The following is a 15,824-nucleotide window of genomic DNA, read 5'->3' on the forward strand; positions in this document are numbered from 1 at the left end:
GCGGTGCAGGGCCGATCCGTTCAGCTTCTCGTTCCCCCCACGTCACCTGCTGTTCGCACAGCGCGGCCAAGGTGGCAGACGTGCTGACCAACGCCTCCCGCCCCCTCGCCCTCACCGCCGGCTCGGCCATCGTGCTCGCCGGCCTGCTCGCCCCCTCCGCTGCGACAGCCGCGGAGAGCACGGGCCAGATCAGGATCACGGAGTGGGAGTACAACGGCTCGGAGTTCGTGGAGTTCACGAACCTCGACACCGTCTCCGTCGACCTCGCCGGCTGGTCCTTCTCCGACAGCGGCGCCGCGGCCGGAGATGTGGACCTCAGCGCCGCGGGCGTCGTCGCCCCCGGCGAGTCCTTCCTCCTCAGCGAGGAGTCCGCTGCGGCCTTCCGCGCGGAATGGGATCTCCCCGACAGCATCGCGGTGGTCGGCGGCAACGGGACGAACCTCGGTCGCAGCGATGCGATCAACCTCTACGACGCCGCGGACGCGCTGGTCGACACCTTGACCTACGGCGATCAGGACGGCAGGGGCCCGCGCACGGACACCGCCAGTGCCTGGCCGTCCGAGGAGGGCCTCATCGGCGCGGACGACGCCGCCGGCTGGACCCGCTCCACCGTCGGCGACGCGGAGGGCAGCTGGACCTCGGCATCCGGATACGTCGCCTCGCCGGGCGTGAGCCGCTTCGGCACCGCGCTGCGCTGGCTGAAGATCAACGAGATCGAGACCGACGGCAGCCCGGACTGGGCGGAGCTCGTCAACCTGAGCACGCAGCCTCTCGACGTCTCGGGCTACGTGCTGACCGCGCGGGAGAACGACGTCACCCTGACGCTGCCGAGCGGCACCGTCATCGAGCCGGGCGGAGTGCTCGTCGCCGAGGACGCGGACTTCAAGTTCAAGAAGAACGACCTGCTGAGCCTGTTCGCGCCGGACGGCGAGACGCTGCTCGACTCCTACGAGTGGGGCGACTTCCACCTCGACACCTACGGCCGCGTCCCGAACGGCACGGGCGACTTCGTGCCGCAGGAGACGCCCTCCAAGGGCGTGCTCAACCCCGAGACGACCGAACCCGAAGAGCCGACCGACCCCGACGACACCACATGGCAGTCGATCAAGCTCAACGAGGTCACGTCCGCGAACGACGACCCCACCCACGACGCCTACGAGCTCGTGAACACGAGCGATGAAGACATCGACGTGGCCGGCTGGAAGCAGGCGGACAGCGGCAGCAACCCGGCAGCGCTGGACGCCCCCCACGGCACGATCGTGCCTGCACATGGCTTCCTCGTGCTCCTGTCGAACCAGGGGCTCAGCTCCGACGGCGACTCGGTGAAGCTCTACCTCCCGGACGGCTCGACCATCGTCGACACGGTCGGCTGGGGTCCGAACGACGCGCAGCCCGGGTCGTGGTCGCGCTGCGGCGACGCCACGGGCGCCTGGGTCCACACCGCCGCTGCGAGCTGGGGCGAGTCCAACGCCACGGCCTGCGCCGGCGAGATCATCCCGCCGAGCGATCCGGGCAGCGGCGAGGAGGTGCCCTGCCAGACCGAGGCCGCCTCGGGCAGCGGACCCGCCATCGCCGGAGGCCTCCCGTGGCCGGGCAGCCAGGACTGGACCGTCTCCGACGCCGAGTGCCAGTTCGTCACGCCGATCTCCGGGCAGGACCTCTCCGGCCTGGACATCGATCCGAGCGACCCCGATGTGATGTGGGGCGTGAAGAACAAGAGCCAGGTCTACCGTCTCATCAAGAGCGGCGACCTCTGGGTGCCGGACACGGCGAACGGCTGGGCCACCGGCAAGACCGTCGTCTTCCCCGGCGGCGGAGGGCAGCCGGACTCCGAGGGCATCACGGTCGGCCCCGACGGCTTCCTCTACGTCACCACCGAGCGCGACAACACCGCGAGCGGGGTGCCGCTGGAGAGCGTGCTGCGCTACGACCCGAACGCCTCGGGGACGACCCTGCAGCCGACGGATCAGTGGGTCCTGACCGCCGACCTCGCCGACGTGATCAGCACGGTGGGCAGCGCGGACTCCAACCTCGGCTTCGAGGGCATCACCTGGGTCCCGGACTCCTACCTCACGGAGAACGGCTTCGTGGACCAGAGCACGAGCGAGGCCTACGACCCCGCGGACTATCCGAATCACGGCACGGGCCTGTTCTTCACCGCGCTGGAGAAGGACGGACGTCTCTACGCCTATGCGTTGAGCAGCGACGGCGGGTTCGACCGGATCGCCGCGATCGACACCGGCCTGCCGATGATCCAGGAGACGCAGTGGGATCCGGATGCCGAGCGCGTCTGGGCCGTCGCCGACAACACCTCGGCCGGCTCGACGACCCTGCTGGGGATCGGCGACGACGGCGCCTTCGCGGTCGACCGCGTCTACGACCGCCCCACAGGTCTGCCGGACTACAACCTCGAGGGCTTCGCCATTGCGCCGAACTCCACCTGCGTGGACGGCGTCAAGGAGGTCATCCGCTCCGACGACGGCAACAACGGCGGTCACTCGCTCTGGTCGGGCACGATCGCCTGCGACCTCGGGCTGACCCCGCCGGCGGAGCCGAGCCCGACCCTGACCGCGACGTCGTCGACGGTGCGGGCGGGAGACGCGATCACGATCGCGGGCGCCGGACTCGAGGCGGACACGGAGTACACCGTCGTCCTGCACTCCGATCCCGTGACGCTCGGCACAGCGACGGCTGACGCCGACGGCGAGCTGACGCTGACGGCGCGGATCCCGGCGGCCACGGAGGCGGGAGCGCACACGCTCACCCTCGCCGCGGCATCCGATCCCGGCACGGTGCTCGCCAGCCTGGCGATCACGGTGACGTCGGCCTCGGGATCGGCGCCTGCGGGCGACGGCGACCCGGAGCCGGGCGCGCTGGCCTCCACGGGTGCGGATCCGCTGCCCCTGGCGGTGCTCGGCGCGCTGCTCCTGCTCCTCGGCGGCGGCGCGGTCATCGGACGCCGTGCCCTGCGCAGGAACGCCTGACGCTCACCCGCGCCGGCCGGTGCGCCTCATCCCGGGGGAGGGAGGCGCACCGGCCGGCGTCGCGCGGGTGCGAAGGGTGCGGGCGTGACGGGATGCGGGAGCGGACCTGCGAATCCGCCGACCGTTCCCGGGTTCTGCGTCCGGCGCCCATAGGGTGAACCCATGACAGGGATCATCGCGGAGTCCGTCGACCGGTCGTTCGGCGCGGTGCACGCGGTCAGGGGAGCGACCTTCGAGGCGAGACCGGGACGCGTCACCGGTCTCGTGGGGCCGAACGGATCGGGCAAGACCACGCTGCTTCTCATGCTGGCGTCGCTGCTGGCTCCGGACGCCGGCCGGCTGAGCGTCGGCGGCGTCGATCCCGTCGCGGACCCGCAGCAGGCGCGGCGGATGCTGGGGTGGATGCCGGATGCGCTCGGCGCCTGGCCCGCGCTGACGGCACGCGAGACGCTCGTCACGACCGGACGCCTCTACGATCTGCCGGCGGATGCCTCGGCTGCACGCGCTGCGCAGCTCCTCGCGCTCGTGGGACTCGATGCGCTCGCCGACTCGCCCGCCCGCGTGCTGTCCCGCGGACAGAAGCAGAAGCTCGGCCTGGCGAGGGCCCTCGTGCACGAACCAGCGATCCTGCTGCTGGACGAGCCGGCGTCCGGACTGGACCCGCACGCCCGCGTCCAGCTGCGCGAGCTGCTGCGGCGCTTCGCGGGCGAGGGACGGACGGTGCTCCTCTCCAGCCACATCCTCTCCGAGCTGGAGGAGGTCGTCGACGACGTCCTCTTCCTCGTGGAGGGCCGCGTCGTCGAGGCGATCCCCGGTGCGGAATCGGCCCGGGAGTGGCGCATCCGGCTTCTGGAGGCCGAGCCGGACACGAGCGGCCTCGCCGCCGCGCTCGGTCTCGCGCCCGCGGCCGTCCGGCTGGACCGCGGAGCCGCGCACACGGTCTTCGCCACCGAGACGGATGCGGTGAACGGCCTGCGCGCGCTCGTGGCGGCCGGCGTCCCCGTGGTGGAGTTCGGTCCCGCGCGGAGCGCGCTGGAGAGCGCCTTCCTCACGCTGGACGGCACGCCCCCTGCGCCTGTCGCTCCGCCGCGGCCCCCGGCGCCGGGATCCGAGGAGGGGAGTGCATCGTGAACGCGACCCGCATCGGCGTCATCGCGCGACTGGAGCTGACCCAGCGCGTCCGCAGCGTCGCCTGGTACGTGCTCCTCGGCGTCTTCGTCCTCGTCATGCTCGGCGTCACCGCCTTCGCCTACATGGCGTACTCCTGGATCGACTCGACCGGCGCCGGGGTCTACTCGATCGTGGTGAACTTCGTGCTCCTGCTCGTGGTGCTCGTCTCGCCGACGCTGAGCGGCAACGCCATCAACGGCGATCGCGACAGCGCGACGCTCGCCCCGGTGCAGATCACGATGGCCACGACCGGCGACATCCTGATCGGCAAGCTGATCGCGGCGGTCGCGACGGGCCTCGCCTTCGTCGTGGTGTCGATCCCGTTCCTCCTGCTCGCGACGCTCGCCGGAGGCGTGCCGCCCGAGACGATGGCCGTCTCGCTGCTCGTCCTCGTCGCCGAGATCGTCGTCATCGCCGCGATCGGCGTCGGCCTCAGCGGCCTGCTCGCCAGACCGCTGTTCTCGGTCGCCTCGACCTATCTCGTCGTCGCGGCGCTCGTGATCGGCACCCTCATCGTCTTCGGGCTCGCGGGCTCGGCCATCCGCTCGGAGCAGACGGTGCACACCAGGACCATCATCTGGACCGACGAGTCCGGCGAGGAGGGCGCCTGCGGGGAGTGGGAGACGTACACCTCCGAGATCCCGAGATTCGACCTCGTCTGGGGCGTCCTGGCGGCGAACCCCTTCGTCGTGCTCGCGGACGCGACGCCGGTGCGCTTCGACGCGGAGGGCTATCCGATCGATCTGTTCGGCCAGCTCAAGTTCGGCCTCCGCTCCGCGCAGCAGGCGCCGGACCTGGAGACGAGGTGGGACGACTGCGCGCCATACCAGGGGGAGTCGTACCCGACGCCGGAGGAGGTCATCGCGAACAGCGTGCCGAGCTGGTTCGTCGGACTCGCCGTCCAGGTCGTGATCGCCGGCGGACTGCTGGCCGGGGCCTGGTCCCGGACGAGGACGCCCGCGAAGCGCCTCCCGCCGGGGACCAGGATCGCCTAGGGGGGACCGGAGGACGCCGCGACCGGGGCGCCGGTCAACGGCGATCGCGCTGGACGCTCCGACCGGTGATGCTCTCGATCGTGAAGCGCAGCGGGACCCAGCGGTCGGCGCCGGCCCAGGGGGAGACGCGCGCCGCGAGAGCGTCGGCCTCCTCCTCCGCCACGCGGGTCAGCGGTCCGTGCAGGAGCACGCTCCAGGCGGATCCCGCGATGTCGGTGTGATGGTCGACCTCGAAGGCGACGTCGGCGGCCGCCTCCGCGAGGGGGAGGAGAGGGCTGTCCGGCGCCGTGCGCAGGATGAGGTCGCGGTCGGAGAGGACGTAGTTCACGGGGTGGATCTCCACGCGTCCTTCGGCGAGGAATCCGATGCGCCCCACGGTCGTCGAGGTCAGGAGCTCGTAGCTCTGCTGCTCGCTCAGGATGCCGATCATGTCACCCTCCTTGCCTTCTGCTCCCAGACTACTCCGGCGGCGCTCGGCCGGAAGGGCGCGTCCTCGGCCCGCCGACCTCGACGGCTCACGACGTCGGTGCGGCGGCCTAGACTCGTAGGGCCATGACCGACGCACCCCTCATCGTCCCCGGAACCAGCGGTCCGCAGCAGACGGACGACCTCCTCGCGGGCCTGAATCCGCAGCAGCTCGAAGCCGTGACGTACCGCGGACCCGCGCTGCTCATCGTGGCGGGCGCCGGTTCAGGCAAGACCAGCGTCCTCACGCGCCGGATCGCCTCGCTGCTGCGCGGTCGGGAGGCCTGGCCGAGCCAGATCCTCGCCATCACGTTCACGAACAAGGCGGCGGGCGAGATGCGCGAGCGGGTCGCCGGACTCGTCGGAGACGCATCCAGGGGGATGTGGATCTCGACGTTCCACTCCGCCTGCGTGCGGATCCTCCGCCGCGAGGCCGAGCAGTTCGGCTTCACGAAGACGTTCACGATCTACGACTCCGGCGACTCGCGCGCCCTCATCAAGCGGCTCGTGAAAGAGCACGAGGCCGACGCATACGGGCTGACGCCCGCCGCTGTGCAGTCCCGCATCTCGAAGCTCAAGAACGAGCTGTCGGATGCCGAGGCCCACGCGCGCCAGGCGAACATGTCCGATCCGGCCGAGCGGCTGTTCGTGGAGATCTTCGCGGACTACCAGCGCCAGCTGCGGAGGGCGAACGCCTTCGACTTCGACGACCTCATCGGCCAGACGGTGTTCCTGTTCCGGGCCTTCCCGCACATCGCCGACACCTACCGGCGCCGGTTCCGTCACATCCTCGTCGACGAGTACCAGGACACCAACCACGCCCAGTACGCCCTCATCCACGAGCTGACCCGGCCGGTGCCGGCCGAGGCCTCCGACCCGTATGCCGCGAACGGCATGCGCGTCTCGACTCGCCCTTCGGGCTCGCTCAACGAGCGGGACTCCGGAACGATGATGATCTTCGAAGCCCCGTCCGACGATCCTCTGCCGGGCGCATCGCTCACGGTGGTCGGCGACTCCGATCAGTCCATCTACGCGTTCCGCGGAGCGGACATCCGCAACATCAGCGAGTTCGAACGCGACTTCCCCGGCGCGAAGGTCGTGCTGCTCGAGCAGAACTACCGGTCGACGCAGAACATCCTCTCCGCCGCGAACGCCGTCATCGGGAACAACTTCGACCGCAAGGACAAGAAGCTGTGGACCGACCGCGGCGACGGCGACAAGATCGTCGGATTCACCGGCTACTCGCAGCACGACGAGGCGCAGTTCGTCGCCGACGAGGTGGAGTCCCTGCGCCGCGCCGGATACCCCTACTCCGAGATGGCGGTGTTCTACCGCACGAACTCGCAGTCCCGCGCGCTGGAGGAGATCTTCATCCGCGCGGCCGTGCCCTACAAGATCATGGGCGGCACGAAGTTCTACGAGCGCGCGGAGATCAAGGACGCGCTGGCCTACCTGATCTCGGTCGCCAACCCCGCCGACGAGATGTCGCTGCGACGGATCCTCAACAAGCCCCGGCGAGGTATCGGCGATGTCACGGAGACGGCCATCGCGCGGTTCGCGGAAGATCACGGCATCACGTTCCGCGAGGCTCTGACGCGTCCGGCCGAGCTCGGGGTCGGTCCCAAGATCCAGGCGGCCATCGGCCAGCTGGACGCCGTCCTCGCCGAAGCGGCGGAGATCGTGCTTCCCTCTTCGGGGGAGGTGCCGCCGCCGACCTCGGTCGCCGAGGGGCTCATGGTGCTCCTCGGCAAGAGCGGCTACCTCGATGCGCTGCGCGCCAGCCGCGACCCGCAGGACGAGGCCCGCGTGGAGAACCTCGACGAGCTCGTCGCGGTGACGCGCGACTTCGCCCGCAACAATCCCGAGGGGACGATCGTCGACTTCCTCACCGAGGTGGCCCTTGTCGCCGACGCGGATGATCTGGACGACGAGTCCGGGGCGGTCTCGATGATGACGATGCACACCGCCAAGGGGCTGGAGTACGATGCCGTGTTCGTCACCGGCGTCGAGGAGGATCTCATCCCGCACCGCATCTCCGCGGGGGAGCCCGGTGGTCCGCAGGAGGAGCGCCGGCTGTTCTACGTCGGCATCACCCGGGCGCGCAAGCGCCTGCACCTCTCGCTGGCGATGACCCGCGCGCAGTTCGGCGAGGTGTCCGTGGCCATGCCGAGCCGCTTCCTGCAGGAGATACCGGCCGACCTCGTCGACTGGCGTCAGTCGCCGGGGGATGTCAACTCCCGCGGCGGCACGCAGTCACGCGCGCTGAACGCGCGCCGTCCCGGCGGCGGATTCGGGTCGACAGGCGATCGCTTCGGGGTCAGGCCGCTGGCGCCTCGCGAAGGTCTGAAGCCGCTGTCGACGGCGATGGATCGCTTCCCCAACAAGGTCACCGCGAAGGTCCGAGACAACGGCGACCTCGACCTCGCCGCCGGCGATCGGATCCGTCACGCAGACTTCGGCGAGGGACGGGTGGATGCCGTCACCGGCGAGGGCGCCAAGCGCATCGCCCATGTGCGATTCGACGCGGCAGGCCTCAAGAAGCTGCTGATCAAGATCGCCCCGATCGAGAAGCTGTAGCCCGCGACGATTAGGCTGACAGGCATGGCCCTGTTCTCCCGCCGCAAGAAGTCCGCCGACGAGTCCGTTCCGGTCAGCGAGCCGGCGTCGGTCGAGGCAGAGGAGAGCGGGTCGTCCGAGGAGATCGTCGGCGAGCCCGCGGCTCCGGCGCCGTCGGTCAGGATCTCGGTGCAGGCGTTCCGCGGCGTGGGCGCCGAGGCGGGGCCGGAGGTCTCCCTCCCGAACGAGGAGGCGCCCGTACGGCCCCGGACCCCGGTGTCGTCGTCCTCCCCGTCCGCGCAGGCTGCGACCGCGCCGCAGGCGCCGAGGAGGCTTCCCCTGGCAGCCGCCCTTCCTCCGGAGCAGACCGAGACCGTGCCGGGGATGAAGGACAACGTCCTGCTGCGTGAAGCGCTCGCCGAACTCGAGGAGGGCGCGAGCAACGAGCAGCTCATCGGCGTGCTCCGTCAGGCGCTCCAGGGCCATCTGTACCTCCGGGTGCACGGCGACGCGCGCACGCAGATCAGCGAGGGCGCGCAGCTCTCCATCGCCGTGGTGCGCGACGGGGAGCGCTCGTTCATGCTCGCCTTCAGCAATGCGGCATCCGTGCGGGAGTCGGTGCAGCGCGAGACGGACCCGACGGCGACGTCCGCCGTCGCGCAGCCGGTCGTCTCCGTGCTCCAGCAGGTGGTCGCGGGCGGTTTCACCGGGCTCATCCTCGACAACGCCTCCGGCGTGCACAGGGCCGTCTTCCCCGTCGAGATCCTGAAGCAGGCGCTCGAGCAGGCGGATGCCGACCTCACGCTCAAGACCCTGATCGCCGCTCCTCGGCAGCCCGACTCCGCGGCGAAGGTCGGCGAGGCGCTCGCGAAGACGAAGGCCTGGGTGGCCGTGAACCAGGGCGGCAACGGCCGAGAGGTCGGCATCGCGGAGGCGCAGACGACGGACGGGAAGCGGTTCCTGCAGCTCTTCTCCCACCCGCTCGAGGTGGTGGCGCTCGGACGAGGCGACCGTCCTCTGCCGTTCACTCCCGAACAGCTCGCCAAGGTCCTGTCCACGCATCCCGAGATGGCGGGCGTCCTGGTGGACGCCGCCGGTCCCTCGATCATCGTCGAGCGCGACGCCCTGGCGCCCGTGCTCGTGCTGGCCGTGAACCTGGAGGACTGACTCCGGGATCAGCCGATCCAGAGGACGACGCCCGTCATGCCGCTGAGCACGGCGGCGGAGCCGGCGCGGATCGCGGCGCCGGCCCGCTCCGGCGTGAACGTGCTCTCGTCGTAGGGGGTGGCCGCGTCGAGGCCTGCGCCGCGGAACGAGGCGCCGGACCACTCCACCGCGGTCACGTTCGCGGTCGGCTCGGCGACCTCTGCGCCCACGACCAGGAACTGCTTGTCGAGGTGGTTGGCGGAGACGGTCGTGAGGGGATCGATCAGGTCGTTGCCCGCGCTGACGATGAGATCCGCGTTCATGTCCATCGCCGAGACGATCCCGGCGATGAGATCGTCATCCGCGGCGACCTCGCGCAGATCCACGTCCTCGTCCCGAGCCCAGGAGCGCACCGCTTCCGCGAGCGTCCTGGCGGCCGCATCCTCGCCGGCGGTGAGAAGGACCACACGGTATCCGGAGGGAGGATGCACGTCGCTCCAGGAGCCGTCCACGGGGGTCACGGTCGCCTCGGGGCTGGGCGTCGGCGTCGGGATGAAGCCGGCGGCCGGCGTTCCGACCGCGGCGGGAGCCTCACGGGGCTCGGCCCAGCCCCCGGCGGACGAGCATCCGGCCAGCAGCAGAGCCGTGCCCGCGAGGAGCAGGGCCGGGACTCGGACGTCTCGGCGCACGGGAGATCCTCCGGGAGAGCAGGGGCAGGTTCTTCTCACCCTTCCACACCGGGCGGAGAGCTCTCCGGCGGTTCGCCCGGTGTTCGCCTGCCGGGCCCCAACCGTTCACCTCGACCGGCGAACGTGGTCGCGATGAACGCCGCCGCCCCCCGAAACCGCCCGCCCCTCCTCCGAGCGATCACGCCCCGTGCGCTCCTGATCGGTGGACTCGCCCTCCTCGCGCTCGGCGCGAGCGCGCTCTCCGCCTCGGCCCACGGATTCAGCTCGGTCGTCTTCGCCGACATCGCGGAGGGCTCGCAGCCAGGGCACGTCGCCGTGGAGCTGCAGCTCGAGTACGACCTGCTCGCCGTGTCCGCGGCGGATGCTCAGCAGGATGACGGGCTCTTCGACGAGGGCACCTACGCGTTCGAGCTCGGCGACGACGAGACGAGGGCGATGGTCCTCCAGGACCATGAGGACGCCGTTCTCGGGTACATCGCCGATCGCTTCACTCTGGGCGCGGAGGGAGCGCCGTGCACGCCGGCGCCGGCCGGCGACATCACGATGACCGTCCAGGAGGATGCGCCCTACGCCGTCATCCCGCTGGACTTCGCCTGCGACGAGGAATCCGAGGGCCACCTGGTCACGAGCACGCTGTTCGCGGACGCCGAGGGGTATGTCACCGGCACGACCACGATCCTCACCTACGAGGTCGACGGTCACTCCGGCAGCGCCGCCCTCGATCAGGACCAGACCTCGTTCTCCACCGCGCAGAGCCTCGGCGAGCGCTTCGGCGAGTTCTTCCTCCTCGGCGCCGAGCACCTGCTGTTCGGCATCGACCACATCCTGTTCCTGCTCGCGCTCATCGCCGGATCGCGCCGGCTGCGCGAGATCGTCCTCGCCGCCACCGCGTTCACGGTGGCGCACTCCATCACGTTCATCCTCGCCGCGGTGGGCGTGGTCAGCGTTCCCGCCGCGGTGATCGAGCCGATCATCGCCATCTCGATCTCGATCGTCGCCGCCTGGTACCTGTTCCGTCTCGCGACGGACCGCAATGACATCGACAGGCTGGAGAAGACCGCCGGGCCGCTCGGCCTCGACAGGGCGGGCTGGATCAGACTGGCCGTCGTCTTCGTGTTCGGCCTCGTGCACGGCCTCGGCTTCGCCTCGGCCCTCGGCATCGACGAGCCGTGGTCGTGGACGCTGCTGTGGTCGCTGCTCGTCTTCAACGTGGGCATCGAGGCCGTGCAGATCGGGATCATCGTCGTGGTGTTCCCGCTGCTCGTGCTGCTGCGCAGGCACTGGCCGCGGCTGGGCATGTGGATCACGGGAATCCTCGCCGCGGCCGTCACCGTCGTCGGTCTGGTGTGGTTCGTCGAGCGACTGCTCGGCGCCTGACCGGCCTCCGTCCGCCCCGCGACCAGAACTTCGGGGCAGGGCCACCGGCCGTGCCCCTGCTGTTCACCGCGATTTCATCGCACGGGTCGATCGTGGACGACGTCCCTCCCCTCGGGACGAACATCGCTCCGACCCGGAGCTGAGAGAAACGGAACCCCCATGCCCTCTGTCAGCATCCCTGACAACAGACGGCTCCCGCGCCGCAGCACTGCCGCGTGGATCACCGCCGCCGTTCTCGGTGCGACCCTCGCCCTCTCGGGCGTCGTCGTCGCCCCGGCCACCGCCGCGGAGACGTCCGACTACACCGGCATCGTCCTCGGCGTCGGTGCGGACGAATCGCAGCGCATCGTCACCTGGTACTCCTCGGAGGACACCACCCAGACGGTCCAGGTCGCCCCGACCTCTCAGATCGCGAACGGCGAGTTCCCGGCTTCCGTGCTGAGCTTCTCGGCGACCGGAACGGCGAACATCGCCTCCAGCGGCGGCTACAACCGCCACGCGACCCTCACCGGCCTGTCCGCCGACACCGCGTACTCGTACCGGGTGGGCAGCGAGGGCGACTGGTCTTCCGCGTACGAGTTCACCACGCAGTCGTTCGAGGGCGACTTCGACTTCCTGTTCTTCGGCGACCCGCAGATCGGCGCCTCCGGCAGCATCGCGAACGACGCCGCGGGCTGGGCAGACACGCTCGACGTGGCGCTGGGGGCCAACCCGGACACCGAGCTGCTCGTCTCGGGCGGCGACCAGGTCGAGAACGCGAACACGGAGTCCCAGTGGGACGCGTTCCTCGCCTCCGACAAGCTCCGCCAGTACCCGTGGGTCGCGACCATCGGAAACCACGACGTCGGCGGCAAAGCCTACGAGCAGCATCTGTACACCCCGAACACCGACCGCTCCGGCGCGTACTACTCGAACGGCGATCCCGCATCGAACACGTCCGGCGGCGACTACTGGTTCATCTACAAGGATGTGCTCTTCGTCGACCTGAACAGCAACAGCTACTCCACCTCGCAGGGCGGCGGAGGCGATGCGGCGCACGTGCAGTACGTCACGGACGTGGTCAACGCGCACGGCTCCGAGGCGAAGTACACCGTGCTCGTCTACCACCACTCGATCTACTCCGGCGCGTCTCACGCCCAGGACGGCGACAACGCGATCCGCCGCACCGACTTCCCCGAGACGTTCTCGGAGCTCGGCGTCGACCTCGTCCTGCAGGGGCACGACCACGTCTACACCCGCAGCTATGAGCTCAACAGCGGCCAGAAGGCCAATCCTGAGGAGCAGCCGGGTGCCGAAGAGGTCTTCACCGGCCCCGGCGGGGTCATCTACGTGACGGCGAACTCGGCCTCCGGCTCGAAGTACTACAACATCACGACGCCGAACCCGAACTCGCCCTCGAGCGGCTCCGGCGTCGGCCCCGACCCGCTCAACCCCTCGAACTACTGGGGCAACTCGGTGCAGAGCCAGGAGAAGACCCGCTCCTACATCAAGGTGCAGGTCCAGAAGGACCAGCTCGTCGTCCAGGACGTCCGCAGCCAGACCGGCCCGAAGTCCGAAGCGGTCGGCACGATCGTCGACGAGGTGACCATCCACCAGGATCACGGCGACGGCCAGGAGATCCAGGTCGACGTGGCCGAGGCTCCGCCAGGGGAGTTCGGCTGGACGATCGACGGACACAACGGCCTCGTCGACCTCGGCACCGCCGAGGAGGTCGAGGGCTCGTACCTCGAGGCGACCGGCGAGATCAATCCGATCACCGTGTCGGACACGCGCCGCTCGCTCGCTCCGTGGTCGCTCACGGCATCGGTCGGGGATTTCCAGGACGGCGACAAGACGTTCTCCGGCAAGTACCTCGGCTGGACGCCGAAGCTCGTCGAGGCAGGAGCCGGCGCCGTCGCCGGCGCCGCGGTCTCGTCCGGCATCACCTCCGGTGAGGGCCTCGCCGTGTCGCGTGCGCTCGGTGGCGCGGCTCAGGGCCACGAGCGCGGGGACTCCACGCTCGGTGCGGCTCTCGATCTGAAGCTCCCGACCGGCATCGATCCCGGCAGCTACCGCACCACCCTCACGATCACGGCGCTCGCCGGCTGATCGGTCCATCCCACCCGTCGCGGGGCAGGCATTCGTGCCGGCCCCGCGACGGCATTCGAGGAACAGCATGATCATTCGCTCCACCACCCGGCTTCTCGCCGCCTTCGCCCTGGCGGCGGCATCGGTCCTCGTCCCCGCGGTCACCGCATCCGCGGCCGGTGCGGACGACGTGACCTGGACGGTCCGCACCGCGTCGAACGATCTCGGCGACGATCGCACGAGCTACTCGTACGCGATCAATCCCGGAGCCGAGGTGGCGGACGCCCTCGTCGTCGCCAACCACGGCGACGAGGACCTCACCCTCGCGGTCTACGCCGCGGATGGCTACACCACCGATGGCGGCCAGTTCGATGTCGACACCCTCGACGAGGAGGCGACCGGGATCGGCGACTGGGTGGGCGTCGACGAGGCGACCGTGACGATCGCGGCCGGTGAGACGGCGTCCATCCCGTTCACCGTCGCCGTCCCGGCGAACGCGATGCCCGGCGACTACGCCGGCGGCATCGTCACCTCGCTCGCCGAGGACTCCGGTACGGCCGGCGTCAGCGTCGACCGGCGCCTCGGCATCCGCATGCAGGTCCGCGTCAGCGGCGACCTGGTGCCCTCGATGAGCGTCGAGGACGTCCGGATCGGGTGGGACGGCGGCCTCAACCCCTTCGCGGGCGGAGACGCCACGTTGACCTGGACGATCCGCAACACCGGCAACGCGATCGTCTCCGCGAACCAGGGCGCGACGATCGCAGGACCCTTCGGATGGTTCGCCGCGGATGCCCCGGACGTCGCCTCCCCGCCCGGCCTCCTGCCCGGTGAGAGCTGGGAGCAGTCCGTCATCGTGCCGGACGTGGCCGCGCTCGTGATGCTCACCGGCACGGCGACCGTCATCCCGCTCGTGACGGATGCCTCGGGCAGCACGACCGCCCTCGAGCCGGTCGCGGCGACGGGTCTGGGATGGGCGGTGCCCTGGACGCTCCTGGTGGTGCTCGTCCTCGTCGTCCTCGTCCTCGTGCTCCTGCCCCGGTACCTGCGTCGTCGGCGCATACGACGGGAGGCCGTCGAGGAGGCCCGCGTCGAAGAGGCGGTCGCCCGGGCTCTGGAGGAGGCGGCGGTCGGCGCCGGGCGCTGACCCCGGCGCGCGCCGTCGCCGCCGCGACGGATCACGGGCGCCGTGACGGTTCGCGGACCGATCATCCGGGATCAGACTGCGAACCGTCACGACGTCCGTGAATCGCCGTCTCCGACCCCTTCCCGGGACGGCGCACCGGGCCTGTCGCCGGACGCCCGATCGGCATAGGGTCGAGCCATGGCCTCCGAACGCGTGACGCTGAACGTCAGAGACCCCGAGGGCGAGCGCTCCATCGAGCTGTCCAGCCCGAACCGGGTCGTCTGGCCGGAGGCGGGCATCACCAAGGCGGAGCTGGCCGAATACGTGCAGCTCGCGTCGGAGCCGTTCCTGAGCGCCAACGGTCACCGGCCGGTGTCGCTGGAGCGCTTCCGGGACGGCATCGGCGGGGAGGGCTTCTTCTCGAAGAACCCGCCCAAGGGCACCCCGGACTACGTGGACGCGGTCACCGTGACCTATAACAGCGGCAGGCGGCATCCGCAGATCGTGCTGAACCGGCCGAGCGCCATCGTGTGGGCCGTGCAGATGAACACGATCGTCTTCCACCCCTGGGCGTCGCTCGCCTCCGACACCGACGACCCGATCGAGCTGCGCATCGATCTGGATCCCCAGCCGGGGACCGGCTTCCCCGATGCGGTGCGGGCCGCCCACGGGCTCCGCGAGGTCCTTCGCGAGGCGGAGCTCGAGCCGTTCGTCAAGACCAGCGGCAACCGCGGGCTGCACGTGTTCTGCCCGATCGAGCCGGTCCACGAGTTCCTCGACGTGCGGCATGCCGTCATCGCCGCGGGGCGTGAGCTGGAGCGGCGGATGCCCGAGCTCGTCACGATGAGCTGGTGGAAGGAGGAGCGCGGGGAGCGCGTCTTCATCGACTTCAACCAGGCCAACCGCGACCGCACGATGGCGGGCGCATACAGCCCGAGGGCGCTGCCGGCCGCCACGGTGTCGACGCCGGTGCACTGGGAGGAGCTCGACGACGTCGATCCCGCGCGGTTCACGGTGCGCAGCATCCCGAAGCGCCTCGCGGAGACCGGCGACCCGTGGGCGGATCTGCAGAAGGCGCCCGGCCGCATCGACGCCCTGCTCGGCTGGTGGGAGCGGGACGTCGAGAACGGGCTCGGAGAGCTGTCGTTCCCGCCGGAGTTCCCCAAGATGCCGGGGGAGCCGCCGCGCGTCCAGCCCAGCAAGAAGGTCGCGGGCAACTGGGACGAGCGCGGGGGGCGCGTGGAGGACTGAA

Annotated in this window: 11 protein-coding genes; 9 read left to right on the forward strand and 2 right to left on the reverse strand. The window is 70.5% G+C overall.

The genetic code is table 11. The features are described from left to right. The first annotated feature begins 80 nt into the window (after positions 1–80). The 3 genes from ACYVGQ_RS13050 to ACYVGQ_RS13060 all read left to right on the forward strand — a co-directional run bounded on the left by ACYVGQ_RS13050 (position 81) and on the right by ACYVGQ_RS13060 (position 5,149). Positions 81–2,984, forward strand: a complete 2,904-nt coding sequence (locus ACYVGQ_RS13050; RefSeq protein ID WP_460785072.1) for a lamin tail domain-containing protein — start codon at positions 81–83, stop codon at positions 2,982–2,984. Positions 2,985–3,146: 162 nt separating this feature from the next. Further along, positions 3,147–4,115 carry an ABC transporter ATP-binding protein gene (locus ACYVGQ_RS13055; protein ID WP_460785073.1) on the forward strand — a complete coding sequence of 323 codons (969 nt, stop codon included), beginning with the start codon at positions 3,147–3,149 and terminating at the stop codon, positions 4,113–4,115. After that, positions 4,112–5,149: an ABC transporter permease gene (locus ACYVGQ_RS13060; protein ID WP_460785074.1), complete on the forward strand. Its 1,038-nt coding sequence runs from the start codon at positions 4,112–4,114 to the stop codon at positions 5,147–5,149. The genes ACYVGQ_RS13055 and ACYVGQ_RS13060 overlap by 4 nt, the downstream gene beginning before the upstream one ends. 34 nt (positions 5,150–5,183) lie before the next feature. Here the strand turns inward: ACYVGQ_RS13060 and ACYVGQ_RS13065 are convergent, their stop codons facing one another. Next, positions 5,184–5,579, reverse strand: a complete 396-nt coding sequence (locus ACYVGQ_RS13065) for a pyridoxamine 5'-phosphate oxidase family protein (RefSeq protein WP_460785075.1) — start codon at positions 5,577–5,579, stop codon at positions 5,184–5,186. Positions 5,580–5,701: 122 nt separating this feature from the next. Here ACYVGQ_RS13065 and ACYVGQ_RS13070 point away from each other — a divergent pair, with 122 nt between their 5' ends. Both ACYVGQ_RS13070 and ACYVGQ_RS13075 read left to right on the forward strand, forming a co-directional pair. Continuing rightward, entirely contained in the window at positions 5,702–8,191 is a 2,490-nt protein-coding gene (locus ACYVGQ_RS13070) for an ATP-dependent helicase (RefSeq protein WP_460785076.1), read from the forward strand. 24 nt (positions 8,192–8,215) lie between these two features. Beyond that, positions 8,216–9,337 carry an SseB family protein gene (locus ACYVGQ_RS13075; protein WP_460785077.1) on the forward strand — a complete coding sequence of 374 codons (1,122 nt, stop codon included), beginning with the start codon at positions 8,216–8,218 and terminating at the stop codon, positions 9,335–9,337. Positions 9,338–9,345: 8 nt separating this feature from the next. Here the strand turns inward: ACYVGQ_RS13075 and ACYVGQ_RS13080 are convergent, their stop codons facing one another. Further along, complete coding sequence (locus ACYVGQ_RS13080) at positions 9,346–10,005, reverse strand: type 1 periplasmic-binding domain-containing protein (RefSeq protein WP_460785078.1); 660 nt, start codon at positions 10,003–10,005, stop codon at positions 9,346–9,348. Positions 10,006–10,137: 132 nt separating this feature from the next. On the opposite strand from ACYVGQ_RS13080, the gene ACYVGQ_RS13085 reads away from it, so the two are divergent. The 4 genes from ACYVGQ_RS13085 to ligD all read left to right on the forward strand — a co-directional run bounded on the left by ACYVGQ_RS13085 (position 10,138) and on the right by ligD (position 15,823). Next, positions 10,138–11,382 carry a HupE/UreJ family protein gene (locus ACYVGQ_RS13085; RefSeq protein ID WP_460785079.1) on the forward strand — a complete coding sequence of 415 codons (1,245 nt, stop codon included), beginning with the start codon at positions 10,138–10,140 and terminating at the stop codon, positions 11,380–11,382. Between the two features lie 159 nt (positions 11,383–11,541). Further along, positions 11,542–13,470, forward strand: a complete 1,929-nt coding sequence (locus ACYVGQ_RS13090; protein ID WP_460785080.1) for a purple acid phosphatase family protein — start codon at positions 11,542–11,544, stop codon at positions 13,468–13,470. Positions 13,471–13,537: 67 nt separating this feature from the next. Beyond that, on the forward strand, positions 13,538–14,593 hold the full coding sequence (locus ACYVGQ_RS13095) for a WxL protein peptidoglycan domain-containing protein (protein ID WP_460785081.1): 1,056 nt from the start codon (positions 13,538–13,540) through the stop codon (positions 14,591–14,593). A gap of 177 nt (positions 14,594–14,770) precedes the next feature. Next, positions 14,771–15,823, forward strand: a complete 1,053-nt coding sequence (gene ligD / locus ACYVGQ_RS13100) for a non-homologous end-joining DNA ligase (RefSeq protein WP_460785082.1) — start codon at positions 14,771–14,773, stop codon at positions 15,821–15,823. The last annotated feature ends 1 nt before the right edge of the window (position 15,824 follow it).

The organism is Microbacterium tumbae (assembly GCF_054780175.1).